The sequence below is a fragment of the Chitinophaga qingshengii genome (assembly GCF_014529935.1).
Taxonomy (GTDB): Bacteria; Bacteroidota; Bacteroidia; order Chitinophagales; family Chitinophagaceae; genus Chitinophaga; species Chitinophaga qingshengii.
This window is the reverse complement of record NZ_JACVFC010000004.1, coordinates 179433-191915: the sequence shown is the minus strand read 5'-3', so window position 1 is coordinate 191915 and position 12483 is coordinate 179433. Positions and strand designations below refer to the sequence as shown.

Annotated in this window: 13 protein-coding genes; 3 read left to right on the top strand and 10 right to left on the bottom strand. The window is 46.8% G+C overall.

Going from position 1 to position 12483, the window contains the following annotated elements:
* Positions 1 to 35 precede the first annotated feature (35 nt).
* Genes ICL07_RS25175 through ku form a run of 4 tightly spaced genes read right to left on the bottom strand, consistent with a single transcriptional unit; the run spans position 36 to position 3883 of the window.
* Positions 36 to 542: a DUF4199 domain-containing protein gene (locus ICL07_RS25175; protein ID WP_188090831.1), complete on the bottom strand. Its 507-nt coding sequence runs from the start codon at positions 540 to 542 to the stop codon at positions 36 to 38.
* Positions 543 to 567: 25 nt separating this feature from the next.
* Positions 568 to 2430 carry a DNA ligase D gene (gene ligD, locus ICL07_RS25170; RefSeq protein WP_188090830.1) on the bottom strand — a complete coding sequence of 621 codons (1863 nt, stop codon included), beginning with the start codon at positions 2428 to 2430 and terminating at the stop codon, positions 568 to 570.
* 59 nt (positions 2431 to 2489) lie between these two features.
* Positions 2490 to 3098 (bottom strand): DNA polymerase ligase N-terminal domain-containing protein, encoded by a 609-nt coding sequence (locus ICL07_RS25165; protein WP_188090829.1) that lies wholly within the window; start codon positions 3096 to 3098, stop codon positions 2490 to 2492.
* Positions 3095 to 3883, bottom strand: coding sequence for a non-homologous end joining protein Ku (gene ku, locus ICL07_RS25160; protein WP_188090828.1), 789 nt, complete (start codon positions 3881 to 3883; stop codon positions 3095 to 3097). Before ku ends, ICL07_RS25165 begins: the two co-directional genes overlap by 4 nt.
* A 117-nt stretch (positions 3884 to 4000) precedes the next feature.
* Between ku and ICL07_RS25155 the strand changes: the two genes are divergently transcribed.
* A complete protein-coding gene (locus tag ICL07_RS25155; RefSeq protein WP_188090827.1) occupies positions 4001 to 4348 on the top strand; it encodes a hypothetical protein in 348 nt (115 codons plus the stop codon).
* Here ICL07_RS25155 and ICL07_RS25150 read toward each other — a convergent pair.
* The 4 genes from ICL07_RS25150 to ICL07_RS25135 form a co-directional block, all read right to left on the bottom strand.
* Positions 4337 to 5401 carry a DNA topoisomerase IB gene (locus ICL07_RS25150; protein WP_188090826.1) on the bottom strand — a complete coding sequence of 355 codons (1065 nt, stop codon included), beginning with the start codon at positions 5399 to 5401 and terminating at the stop codon, positions 4337 to 4339. The two genes, ICL07_RS25155 and ICL07_RS25150, sit on opposite strands and share 12 nt — an antisense overlap.
* Complete coding sequence (locus ICL07_RS25145; protein ID WP_188090825.1) at positions 5394 to 6260, bottom strand: SDR family oxidoreductase; 867 nt, start codon at positions 6258 to 6260, stop codon at positions 5394 to 5396. The genes ICL07_RS25150 and ICL07_RS25145 overlap by 8 nt, the downstream gene beginning before the upstream one ends.
* A 95-nt stretch (positions 6261 to 6355) precedes the next feature.
* Positions 6356 to 6931 (bottom strand): YciE/YciF ferroxidase family protein, encoded by a 576-nt coding sequence (locus ICL07_RS25140; RefSeq protein ID WP_188090824.1) that lies wholly within the window; start codon positions 6929 to 6931, stop codon positions 6356 to 6358.
* 30 nt (positions 6932 to 6961) lie between these two features.
* Positions 6962 to 7165 (bottom strand): hypothetical protein, encoded by a 204-nt coding sequence (locus tag ICL07_RS25135; protein WP_188090823.1) that lies wholly within the window; start codon positions 7163 to 7165, stop codon positions 6962 to 6964.
* Positions 7166 to 7487: 322 nt separating this feature from the next.
* On the opposite strand from ICL07_RS25135, the gene ICL07_RS25130 reads away from it, so the two are divergent.
* Together ICL07_RS25130 and ICL07_RS25125 are read left to right on the top strand one after the other, a co-directional pair.
* Positions 7488 to 8918 (top strand): sensor histidine kinase, encoded by a 1431-nt coding sequence (locus tag ICL07_RS25130; RefSeq protein ID WP_188090822.1) that lies wholly within the window; start codon positions 7488 to 7490, stop codon positions 8916 to 8918.
* 78 nt (positions 8919 to 8996) lie between these two features.
* Positions 8997 to 10436, top strand: coding sequence for a hybrid sensor histidine kinase/response regulator (locus ICL07_RS25125; RefSeq protein WP_188090821.1), 1440 nt, complete (start codon positions 8997 to 8999; stop codon positions 10434 to 10436).
* Here ICL07_RS25125 and ICL07_RS25120 read toward each other — a convergent pair.
* Together ICL07_RS25120 and ICL07_RS25115 are read right to left on the bottom strand one after the other, a co-directional pair.
* Positions 10433 to 10942: a low affinity iron permease family protein gene (locus ICL07_RS25120; protein ID WP_188090820.1), complete on the bottom strand. Its 510-nt coding sequence runs from the start codon at positions 10940 to 10942 to the stop codon at positions 10433 to 10435. The two genes, ICL07_RS25125 and ICL07_RS25120, sit on opposite strands and share 4 nt — an antisense overlap.
* Before the next feature lie 89 nt (positions 10943 to 11031).
* On the bottom strand, positions 11032 to 12465 hold the full coding sequence (locus tag ICL07_RS25115; protein WP_188090819.1) for a sigma-54-dependent transcriptional regulator: 1434 nt from the start codon (positions 12463 to 12465) through the stop codon (positions 11032 to 11034).
* Positions 12466 to 12483: the final 18 nt, after the last annotated feature.

Sequence of the window (12483 nt, the reverse complement as noted above, 5' to 3'; positions counted from 1 at the left end):
AAACAAATAACTAAATAAGCAAATGACTAAATGTTTTACTCCGGTTCGTTTTTGGTAGTTTTCTGGTTGGCTTTAAATACCAGTGCTCCCAGGGCTGCTGCCAATACGCCCATCACGAAATTGGCAAACAGCACGTTACCCAGGAACATCACCCAGAACTTCTGCTGCTCCGACCGTTCACTGCCTACTACATTGGTCACTCTCCCTATCTGCTGTTGTATGTCGTAGTGCCCTTCCCGGTTCACCACAAAAAAATAAAATATCAGTGAAAAAACGGCTACCAGGAAGATGGCCTGCAAGGTAGCCCTGAAGCCCATTGCAAAAGACGACACCATAGAAGTTCTATTACCATGCCGGGCATTGTAATGTACAATAGATATCAGGATACCCAGGAAAAATACGAGGCTGGTACAAAAGCCTGTCCACAGTGTACCATACTGGTTGGTCATATAAAAAATGAGAATCATTGCGATACAAATAACCCCGATAATAATCCCGTAAACAGGCGACAGTTTTACGGGTCCTTTCGATGAGTGTTGCATAGCATCAGATTTAAAAGTCCAAAAATCAGGTCGCTGCGGCCTGTTCTACGTCATGAATAAACCGTCGCAGATCATTTTTTGTACTTTGAATATCGTGCCAGCTGTCACCAATTTCGTTTAGTCGTTCCAGTGAGTTAAACATATCAAAATCACCGATACGTAATTTTTCATTCACCTCTTTCCATTGCAACGGCATAGACACGGTAGCACCGGGTTTGGGCCTGACAGAATAAGGCGCGGCCACCGTTTGCCCACGGCTGTTTTGCAGAAAATCCAGGTATACTTTTTTATTACGCGCCGATTTTGCACGGGTTACACTGGTGCTTCGCGGCAACTGTTTGTTTACATGGCGGGCAATATATTCCGCAAACAACCGGCCTGTATCGTAGGTATATTTTCCGCCGGTAGGAATATAGATATGCAGACCGGTAGAGCCGGACGTTTTACAGAAAGCCGTGATTTTATATGGGTCCAGGAAGGCTTTGATATGCAACGCAGCTTCTACCACGTATTTAAAATCGATTTGTTCCGGGTCCAGATCCATCACCACATAATCAGGATTATCCAGCTTGCTGGTGCGTGACAACCACGGATTCACCTCTATACAGCCCAGGTTGGTCATATAAGCGAGTGTAGCTTCGTTGTTGCATAACAGGTAGTCCACATCCTTGCCGGTAGAAGCAGCGTGCAGCGCAATACTTTTGATCCATGCCGGGGTTTGTTCCAGGTCCAGGTTTTTCTGGTAAAAAGAAGCGGCGGCAATCCCGTTCGGGAAGCGGTGTAACGACAATGGCCTGTCTTTCAGATGCGGCAGCATATACTGCGCCACAGACAGGTAATAATCCACCAGCTGACCTTTGGTAATTTTTTCTTTAGGCCAGTATATTTTCTGTTGATTGGTAAGGTTTACTTTTTTACCGTTGAGGGTGATCACCTGATCATTTTCAATAGTAGTGGTAGCGTTGGCCATAGTCTGAACAGTTTTAGGCGTTTCCGGATGTACGTCTGCAGCAGGCTTATCTTCTCTCAGTCCCAGGTATATCGGCATACGGAGGATACCGTCACCGGTCCACTCCGAAAATTTCACCTGACATACCAGTTCGGGTTTCACCCAGGTGATGGGCATGTCTGTCTTTATTTTACGGCCGAACGGCGACGTTTTTTGTATCAATGGCTGTAGCTTCTCATACAGCATAGCCAGCGATGTTTCATTGAACCCGCCCCCACAGTTACCGATATACTGCAGCTGTTTATCTTTATACAATCCCAGTACCAGAGCGCCCATTTTTTTCCGGCTGCCTCTGGGCGCGGTAAATCCGCATATAACAGCCTCCTGTTCGTTGGTGACCTTAATCTTCAGCCAGGCATCGGAACGGCGGCCTTCTTCGTATATACTATCTGTTTTTTTTGCCATCATACCCTCCCATTGCTGTTTCCGGGCTTTCTCAAAAAACGTTTTCCCTTTTTTAAGCACATGGCCGGAATACTGTACCCGCTTATCATTCAGCTGGTCCACCACATCCTTCAAAAGGCTTTTTCGTTCCAGCAACGTTAGCTGCTGCAGCTCATTGCCATTGAGATGCAGCAGGTCAAACACCATATATACCAGGTTGCCCTTACCGGTAGTTTTGTAATTCTGTAACGATTGAAAATGCGAATTCTTTTTACTGTCCAGTACGATAATTTCGCCGTCCAGCACCACATTGTGCGCAATATTCTCCACGGCCGTCACTACAGCGGGATAGTCTTTCCCGAAATCTTTTTCATTGCGGGAATACAGTTGTACTTTATGGTTCTGTACCGCAGCAATGGCGCGGTAGCCGTCCCATTTGGTTTCAAACAGCCAGTCAGCGTCGTCGAAAGGCGCATCTACCAGCGTAGCCAGCATGGGTTTATATACTTTTTTAATGGGTTGCTTTTTCGGCGCGGCGGGTTGTTTCTCCGTTTTTACCGGTGCGGGTATGCGGACGGGGCTTTTTTTTTACGGGCATTTTCTTTCTCCCGGATACCCTGGGCTTTTATGCGCTCCGGCGTATAGTCTTCACTGTCATACTTTTCTTTCACGTATTTATCGCGGTGTTTTATCAGCAACCAGGCGTTATCATCTGAATTTTTCATTTTCACCAGGGCAAATTCCCCTTTCAGTTTTTTCCCTTTCAGCACTATTTTCAGATCGCCGGCATTAATTTCTTTCAGTGCTTCCTTATCAAAGTTTTTACCGTCATCGCGTAGCAGTTCAAAGGTGCCTTTATCCCAGATATAAACGGTACCGGCGCCGTAGTTTCCTTTGGGAATGGTGCCTTCAAAGTCTTTGTAGTCGTACGGGTGGTCTTCCACCTGCATAGCCAGGCGTTTGTCTGCCGGGTCCAGGGAAGGTCCTTTGGGTACTGCCCAGCTTTTCAGCACTCCATCTACTTCCAGCCTGAAATCATAATGCAGCCGGGTAGCGTGGTGCCGTTGTATCACAAAAATGTGTTCCCCCTTTTGGGGTTTACCCGCAGTAGGTTCCGTAGTTTCATCGAAATTTCGTTTCTGTTTATATTTGGTAAGACTCATGAGGCGCGTTTTTTACTGGTAGATGGTTTGCTGCCCAGACTGGCTTTGAGTTGATCGAAAAGATCGTCGCTCTTGGTATGCACCACTTTCATTTTCTTCACCACCGGCTTCTTGCCGCTGGCTTTCGCCTTGATGATCTTCAGGAGCTCCGCTTTGTATTCATCTTTATACTGGCTGATATCAAATTCAGCAGCATATTGTTTGATCAGTTCTATAGCCATATCCAGCTCCCTTTTGGCAATTTTGACATGTTCCGGTAGTGTCAGGTCTTCCGCGGAGCGGATTTCTTCCTCATAACGCAATTGCTGCAACATGAGATAGTTTTCCCTTGGCCTGATCACAGACAGGTGTTCCTGCGTGCGTAACACAAAACGGCTGAGGCCCGCTTTCCCTGTCTTTTGCAATGCCTGTAACAACAGTTCATATGCTTTTTCTCCTCCTTTGGCCGGCTCCAGAAAGTACGGGTTTTCAAAATAGATATCATCTATAGAAACCTCATCCACAAAGGATTCTATTTCAATAATCTTACTTTTTTTAGGGCTGGCCGCCTCAAAATCTTCATCTTCCAGTACCACATATTCATCATTGTAGAGATATCCTTTCACAATTTGTTCCCAGGGCACCTCTTTTCCGGTATTTTCATTCACTCTTTTAAACCGGATATGCCCCAACCCGTGGCTGTCCAGCATATCGAGGTCCAGCCGGCTGTCCTGTGTGGCGCTGTATAATTTGACGGGTATATTCACTAACCCGAAGCCTATTGCTCCTGACCATATTGCACGCATGGTGTAAAGGTTTGGTTATATGTTGATGTTATCACAAATAGTACCAGTGTACGCTATATGGATAAACAGCGCGGCATAACTTTTGGTTTTTCTACCCGTAACTAAAACCCTTATTTTATGGAAAAGCCCGGAGAAATGACAACACTTACCCGTGTATTGGAAAGACTGCATGAGAAAGGTTTTGATCACGAACTGAAGATGAGCGACCACGGTAGAATGCAATCGCCGGACACGCAGAAAATTTATGATCCGGAGGATCTCACCATTATTAAAACCTACCGTTTTGAAGGAGAATCCGATCCATCAGACTCTTCCGTGCTGTATGTAATGGAAGATAAGGATGGCAATAAAGGATATGTACTGGACGCCTATGGCGCCTATACGTCGCACGATGAGCCCTGGTTTGATGAATTTCTCAAGAAAATCAAGGTAGAAGACAGGGAAGAACAGCTGCTATTTGGTTAGTTGTTTTAAGTACGACAGCAAAATTTTTTCATCTGCATGCAGCCCGTCCGTATTGGCGGGCTGTTTGTTTTGCAGGCGTATTTTCCGGAACCAGGGTCCCAGGCGGTTATTTTCATAATCATCCAGCAATTGGGGATGGATATAGTATTTTTTGCAGACGGCGCGGGTATTCCCCAGTTTGGCGGCCACAGTGTCTATAATAAACACCACGTTACGTTTACAGGCAGCCATAGATGTAAACTCCTCCAATTCAGCTAACAAATTAAGCGCATGTACCGTACCAGCCCAGGTACGGAAATCCTTACAGGTAAAATCTTCACCAGTACATTGTTTGAGGTAGTCATTGATTTCTCCTGAATCCAGTGCATGTGTTTCCCCGTTTTCGTCGTAGTATTGAAACAGCTCCTGCCCGGGTATGTCCCGTACTTTTTTGAGCAGGCGGGTCAGGGCAGCATGGCGCAACCGGATTTTATGCGCTACGCCTTTTTTACCGCTGAACTGAAAAAAGGCCTCACTCCCATTGATTTTAACGTGCTTATTACGCAGGGTGGTTAGTCCGTGGGAACCATATAGTTTTTCATAGGCGCTGTTCCCCACGCGGATAAGTGTTTCTTCCATGACGGCCAGCGCGATGGCAATCACCTTCTCCTTATCCAGCTGGCTGCGGTGAATATCCTGTTGTATTTTCGTTCTGATAGCCGGTAGTAACTCACCGAAGTAACGCAGGCGGTCGTATTTGGTTTCATTGCGTACCTGCGACCAGGTAGTATGGTAACGGTATTGTTTACGTCCTTTCACATCGGTGCCGGTAGCCTGTAGATGACCATTGGGCCATTTGCAGATCCAGACATCTTCCCATGCCGGCGGCAGTACCAGTTTCCGGATACGTTCCAACACGGTTTCATCCGTAATAAGAACGTCCTGTTCATCGTGATATACAAATCCGTCTTTCGTACGTATACGGGCATATCCCGGGGCGCCGGCTTTTACATAACGCAGTTTGACCGCTTTGGCCACTGCTACCGGGTCTGTTATGAGCGCGATATTATCCATTCACGATTTCCCCTCCATTGGGATGCAGGATTTGTCCGGTGATATAAGCAGCTGCATCGCTGGCCAGGAATACATAACAGGGCGCCACCTCCACGGGTTGCCCGGCCCTTTTCAAGGGTACATCCGAGCCAAATTCGGACACTTCCTCCGGCTTAAAAGTAGCAGGGATCAAGGGTGTCCAGATAGGGCCGGGCGCCACGCCGTTTACGCGGATACCCTTTTCCGTGAGGGATGCCGACAATGACCGTATAAACGAAACAATAGCTCCTTTCGTAGCCGCATAATCAATCAGGTGGCTGCTACCGCGATAGGCCGTTACCGAGGTGGTGCAGATAATACTACCGCCTTGAAGCAGGTGTGGCAAGGCTGCTTTCGTAAGATAAAAATGCGGGTAGATATTGGTCTCAAAGGTTTTGTGCAACTGTTCCGCCGTAATGTCTTCCAATCCGGCCTGTGGGTATTGCACAGCTGCGTTATTTACCACAATATCCAGTTTTTTAAACTGTTTGATCACTTTTCTGATGATATCCCGGCAATGGTTTTCTTCCCGGACATCACCAGCGATCGTAAGGCATTGACGGCCGTAACGCTTCACTTCCTTCGCCGTGATGCCGGCATCTTCCTTTTCATCAAAATAGGCGATAGCCACATCGGCACCTTCGCGGGCGAAGGCTACCGCCACCGCCCTGCCAATACCACTGTCTCCGCCGGTGATGACAGCCACCTTACCTTGCAGGCTGCCTTTAACCGGTTGTTTTTTATCAAATACGGGCCGGGGGTCCATTTCCGTTTCCAGTCCGGGTTGGCGGGGCTGTTGCTGGGCTGGCCGCACTGTTTTCTTAGGATGTGATTTCTGCATATGGGTTCATTTAACAAAAAAGGCCCCTGCGCAATAACAGGGACCTTTGCAGTTTTCTATATCAACAACTAACAATCTTTTACGACAAGCATGGTTTATTCGGCAGCCGCTTCCTCATTAACGGTAGACTCAGCGATCTCCGTTAGCAGGCTGTCTGCATGTTTTTCTTCTTCCAGGGTTTGTTCCAGCAGATCGGCGGCCTCAGTATGTCCCATTACAGTAGCCAGGGTACGGAGGCTGCCATAGGCAGCAATTTCGTAGTGTTCTACCTTCTGCGCACAAATGATGATGCCGGCATCCCTTACCATGGAATCTTCATCAGTATCTTCAATGCACTGCTGCGCCTCGGATATCAGGCCTTCCATGGCATCACATTTTTTCCCCTGGGCTCTTTTACCCATCATTTCAAAAATTTCTTCCAGGCGGGTAACGTGCGTTTTTGTTTCTTCCAGGTGATTGCCGATGGCATTTTTCAGCTCTTCTGAAGTAGCTGCTTTCTGCATCCTGGGCAATGCTTTTACCAGGTTTTTCTCGGCCCAGTAAATGTCTTTTATTTCTTCCATGAACAATTCATGGAATTTGGAATTACTCATTTGCTCCGCTGAAGTGCTTTTGCGGGCGGGCCTTTTGTTTGCGGAAACTGCTTTTGCTGTTGTTTTGGACGTAGGCATAAACTAAAAAATTTGTTGCGTGAAGAAATGCTACTTATCTGGTGTGTGTCTTTGAAATGCTTTTTCAGCTTGTGGATCCGCCGGTTGACGGGGAACTTCCCTTTCCGGCAGTTCTTCCGGAATAGGCTCCGGTTTATCTGGAGGCGGCTGCACAGGCGTCGGGTTTTCTTTTCCCGGCGTTTCTTTATCTGGCTTAGGCTCCTCGTCTGGCTGTTTTTTTCTTTCCGGGTTCATAGCTTCTGATTTTATGGGTTAAATAACTATCTGAAAAAAATCAAAGTTCATTCCAATGCCGCAACATATGTTACGAACATCTGTGCAATATCTATTAAGAAGCGCTACCACAAAAGATTTCACCGGCATATAGATCACTGCGCCGGCGCTCGCCGCAGTGCCTATTTACCATTCTGCATGAGCCGTAGAAATAAGTAGCATACTGTGGAAATAGTTGCGCAGAAAGGGCTTCAGAAAAATACGCAACGCCGTTACCCGTTTTTAACACATAAAATAGTATCTTGAATTGCTTACACCAGTAACCACCTATTGTAGAAATCAAATGCTTTTTCCAGTACACAAAAAAATACGCATCGGGTTTTTCATTGCCTTTACGGTTATCATAGCGGCTTCCATCTTCTCTTACCTGGTAGCTAAAAACCTGCTGGAAAACGCCGGCAGGCTTAATCATGCTATTGAAGTATCCAAGCGGCTGGAAGTAATTACCCGTCAACTGAAAGAAGCAGAGGCCGCTATCCGGGGGTACAACCTCACGAAAGACAGCGCCTTTCTGGACCCCAGTATGCAGGAAAGAAGCCAGCGTATAGAAAAGGAATATCTGCTGCTACGTAAAATCACGGCTGAAAGTCCGCAGCAGCAACGCCACCTGGACACCCTGCGACAGCTGCTGGCCATCAAATACCAGCAACTGTTGTCCGGTAGCCAGAAAGAAACCGTAGCCCGGCAGGAAAGCTCCGTAAAGGAAGGGGAAAAATCGGCGGACCAGCTGGACCGCAAAGTGCAGGACATGATCCGTATCGAAGAAAACCAGGTACATGAAAAGTCGAAGCTGTTCCATTTCTTCTCGGTGCTATGGGTACCGGTCATCTTCATCTCCTCTATTGTGGCCATCCTGATCGGTATCTACTCCTATGTAACGCTCACCCGCGAATTCAGGCTGCAACTACATATTGAGAGTAAGATGAAGTCCTACCAGCGCGATCTTCAGCAAAACATTTCCCTGCTCAATAAAACCAACCAGGAACTGGAACAGTTTGCTTATGTAGCCTCTCACGACCTTCAGGAACCTTTACGCAAGATCTCCACTTTCAGCGACCGGTTGCAGATGAAATACAAAGAACAGCTGCCGCCCGACGCTATTCAGCTAATAGACAGGATGGTATCCGCCGTATCGCGGATGCGGGTACTGATCAACGATCTGCTGGTATTTTCCCGGGCTGGCCGCCTCACACCGGAAAGCATCACCCGGGTAGATATGAACGTGCTGCTACAGGAAGTGCTGACCGACCTGGAAGTGACCCTGGAAGAAAAAAAGGTAACCGTTACCTATGATAGTCTGCCCGAAATAGAAGGCAGCGATACCTCTTTCCACCAGCTATTCCAGAACATCCTCGCCAATGCAATTAAATTTGCCAGCCCCGAGCGGCCGCTTATTATCAATATCAAACAGGAAGTAGTTTCGGGGAAAGATCTCCCTTTCGTGAAGGAAAACCGGAAAGACGCACTTTTCTGCCGCATCAGCATTATTGACAATGGTATCGGCTTCGATCCGGCCTTTGCGGAGAGGATATTCCTGATCTTCCAGCGCCTGCATGGTATCAGCGAATATACCGGCACCGGGATAGGACTGGCTATCTGCAAAAAAATTGTTGACAGCCACAACGGTTTTATATTCGCAGAGGGTGAACCTGGCCATGGTGCTACGTTTATCATTGTTTTACCCCTCGTTCAGCACAACAAAAATGAAGGCTGAAGCGATTTAGTAAAAAGTTAGCATTTTTCTTGCGGGGGCTAAGGGATAGATAACTGAGCCAAACTTTAACTTATCCAGATGAGCGAACGCCCGATACAGATACTCATGATCGATGACGATGAAGACGATTTTTTCCTGGTAACGGAATTACTACGTGATATTTCCCCTGGTCAATATTCCCTGGAATGGGCCCCTACCTACCCAAAAGGCGTAGAAGCGATAGAAAGAAAAGCCCATGATATATTCCTGGTGGATTACCGGCTGGGACCACATACCGGCCTTGATATCCTTCATCACTTTCAGGAGATGCAGTACAGCATGCCTGTTATCATGCTTACCGGCAAAGGCGATTACGCCATTGACCAGGAAGCCATGAAAGCCGGGGCATACGACTACCTGGTAAAAGGTGAAATCACTGCAGACCTCCTGGAACGCTCTATCCGCTATGCGCTCGATGAATACAAACATCTGCGTACCATTGAGGAAAGTGAGAAAAAATACTTCGGAATCTTTGAAAAAGCACACGACCTGATTATCCTGGCCGATTGCGATAAAAATATCATCGATGCTAATCCTGCGGCACTGCGGAGACTTCAATATAACAAGGAAGAAATTCTGAAGCTCCACCTGCGCGACCTTTTCGCATCTGCAGAACCAAGCGAGCAGTTCCTGGAGAATATCTGTAATAATAACGTTGCCAGCACGCAGGAGTACGAGTTCAAAACCCGTGACGGCAAAAAGTTATTTGTGCTCATCAATGCCGTCATGCTGGATGAAGCAGCACAAATTTTTCTTTGTGTTATACAGGATATCACCGAGAAAAAAAGAGAAGAACAGGAAAAACAACACCAGGAAAAATTTGTGATCACCGGTCGTATTGCCCGTGTTATAGCCCATGAAGTCAGAAATCCGCTTACCAATATATTGCTGGCAGTAAGTCAGTTTAAGGAAGAAGAAGAGGTGGTAACCAGCGAAGACTCTTCCCTCTACACCGATATCATTGAACGTAACTGCACCCGTATCAATCAGCTGATCACCGAACTACTGGACAGTACCCGCATGATAGAGCTGCATACCGCAGAACATGGCATCAACCAGCTGATCAATACAGCACTCAGGCTGGCACAGGACAGATTGCACCTGCATGAAATGCGGCTTAACAAACAGTTGGCAGATCCCGATATAAAAGTGAATGCCGACGATGAAAAAGTAGTGATTGCCTTCCTGAATATCATCATCAATGCTATTGAAGCCATGGCGCCGGGCAAAGGTATTCTCACCATTACCACGCGGCGTAATCTTGATAAAGCGCAGGTACAGATTTCCGATAATGGCATCGGTATCCCGGAAGACAAGCTCCCAAGACTGTTTGATCCTTTCTATACCAATAAGGCCAAGGGTACGGGTTTAGGGCTTACCAGCACACAAAATATTTTGCTGAATCACAAGGGGACGATTCACGTTGACAGTGAGCAGGGAAAAGGGACTACATTTACCATTACGCTGCCGGCGGTTTAATCTTCTCCCGGACTACCGCCTTCCGTATATTTTTTACGTTTGCGAAGATGTTCTTCATGTTTGCTCAAAGCCCCTTCTATAGCTTCTTCCACTGAATGTGATTCATTCATGGTGATTCTTTTTTTGGTTTCTTCAGCCATCGCACGATAGTATTTGTGCAGAATATCCAGCTCCTCTTCGGAAAGGGATTCTATATCGATGAGGCGGTTGCTGGCCAGTTTGTGTGCCGCAATGAGTTCATTCAGTTTTAGCTGTATGGATTTGGAATCTTTATTCTGTGATTTCTGAATGATAAACACCATCAGGAAAGTGATGATAGTAGTGCCGGTGTTGATCACCAGTTGCCAGGTGTCTGAATAGTGGAAGACAGGACCAGTAATTCCCCAGATAATAATTATACCAAGTGCTACAAAAAATGCCCAGGCGCTGCCGGTAGCGGCAATTACCCTGGCGGCCATGGCTTCAAAAAAACGTGCGCCGGATTTTTTTTCGGATAGTGGTTTCATTGCTGCCGGTTTTTGATAGATCGGGTTTTCCTGGTTGTTAAGCAAAAAACGGGCAGGAAAAAAATCCTGCCCGTTTCTGCCTATATCTTTTAATAATTAATATTCAATAATCGTAGCTTATTGTACAGTGTTTTACGGTCGATGTTCAGCAGTTGCGCCGCTTTGGTTTTATTGTATTTTACTTCTTTCAGTACATTAATGATTTTATTGTATTCAGCCTGCAGTGCCACTGTTTTCAGGTCGTTGTCATTGGCCATGATAGCCAGTTCTCCACTTACCGGCAATTCTTCCTGTGGTTGGGCAAATGCTTCTTTCATTTCCAATGGCAGGGCAGCCATGCTAATCTCCTGCATTTCCGGTGTCAGCAGGCAGGCACGGCGGATAATATTTTTCAGTTCGCGGATATTCCCCGGCCAGTTGTATTGATGGAAACATTTCCATACTTCCGGCGATATTTTGCCACAGGATTTTTCCAGTTCTCTTTCCACCTGTTCCACAAAGGCGGCCACAAACAGCGACAGGTCCTCCCTGCGTTCGCGCAGTGGTGGAATGTAGATGGTAAATTCATTAAAGCGGTGGAAAAGATCTTCCCGGAATTTGCCGCGTTGTACGGATTCAGAGAGCTTTTCATTAGAGGCGACGATGATACGTACATCAACGGGTATTTCCTTGAGGCTGCCTACGCGGCGGATCACTTTTTCCTGTAATACACGCAGCATGGCTACCTGGATATCATAAGACAGGTTGGATATTTCATCGAGGAAAAGCGTTCCCCCCTGTGCCTGTTCAAAGGCGCCGATTTTGGTACCGATTGCACCTGTGAACGCGCCTTTTTCGTGTCCGAACAATTCGCTTGCTGCCAGCTCTTTGGAGAGACTGCCGCAGTCCAGCGCTACGAATGGTTGTGAAGAACGTTTGCTGTGATGGTGGATCAGGTGTGCTACGGATTCCTTACCAGTACCGGTTTCACCGAAGATAATCACACTGTAGTCTGTGGGCGCTACCAGTTTAATCTGCCGGATTAATTCACGGGCGCCTTCACTTTCACCATATACATATTTGTCATTTTTTTCGCTCTGGTTGCGGGACAACAGTGTTTCCCGGGCTTCCGGCGCGCTGCCGGCATCTACCGGTTGAACCGCCAGGCGTTCCTGTTCCGATTCCTTGTGTGCAAATGCTTTGTGCACCAGGTTGAGAATTTCATCCGGATACAGTGGTTTTGACAGATAGTCATATGCCCCGTTTTTCACCATTTCCACCGCTACGCGCACATCCGTGTAGCCGGTGATAATAATGACGATCGTTTGCGGATTGATTTGATGGATGTCCTGCAGCAGTTGGGCACCATCAGTGTCTTTCAGCCTGTAGTCGCATAATACGAGATCGAATGTTTTTTCCTTCATCATTTTGAGCGCAGCGGCGCCCGTCATGGTGGTATCTACATTAAACCCATGTTTACTCAGAAATTTACTGAGGAGCGTACAGATATTGATCTCGTCATCTATAATCAGAATATTTTTCATACTTCTCTAATATGTGGT

Coding starts and splice junctions, on each gene's coding strand:
- ICL07_RS25155 (WP_188090827.1), top strand. CDS start 4,001: ATGGAAAAGCCCGGAGAAATGACAACACTTACCCGTGTATTGGAAAGA.
- ICL07_RS25145 (WP_188090825.1), bottom strand. CDS start 6,260: ATGCAGAAATCACATCCTAAGAAAACAGTGCGGCCAGCCCAGCAACAG.
- ICL07_RS25125 (WP_188090821.1), top strand. CDS start 8,997: ATGAGCGAACGCCCGATACAGATACTCATGATCGATGACGATGAAGAC.
- ICL07_RS25115 (WP_188090819.1), bottom strand. CDS start 12,465: ATGAAAAATATTCTGATTATAGATGACGAGATCAATATCTGTACGCTC.
- ICL07_RS25150 (WP_188090826.1), bottom strand. CDS start 5,401: ATGGATAATATCGCGCTCATAACAGACCCGGTAGCAGTGGCCAAAGCG.
- ligD (WP_188090830.1), bottom strand. CDS start 2,430: ATGCTGGCTACGCTGGTAGATGCGCCTTTCGACGACGCTGACTGGCTG.
- ICL07_RS25140 (WP_188090824.1), bottom strand. CDS start 6,931: ATGCCTACGTCCAAAACAACAGCAAAAGCAGTTTCCGCAAACAAAAGG.
- ICL07_RS25120 (WP_188090820.1), bottom strand. CDS start 10,942: ATGAAACCACTATCCGAAAAAAAATCCGGCGCACGTTTTTTTGAAGCC.
- ICL07_RS25135 (WP_188090823.1), bottom strand. CDS start 7,165: ATGAACCCGGAAAGAAAAAAACAGCCAGACGAGGAGCCTAAGCCAGAT.
- ICL07_RS25165 (WP_188090829.1), bottom strand. CDS start 3,098: ATGAGTCTTACCAAATATAAACAGAAACGAAATTTCGATGAAACTACG.
- ICL07_RS25130 (WP_188090822.1), top strand. CDS start 7,488: ATGCTTTTTCCAGTACACAAAAAAATACGCATCGGGTTTTTCATTGCC.
- ICL07_RS25175 (WP_188090831.1), bottom strand. CDS start 542: ATGCAACACTCATCGAAAGGACCCGTAAAACTGTCGCCTGTTTACGGG.
- ku (WP_188090828.1), bottom strand. CDS start 3,883: ATGCGTGCAATATGGTCAGGAGCAATAGGCTTCGGGTTAGTGAATATA.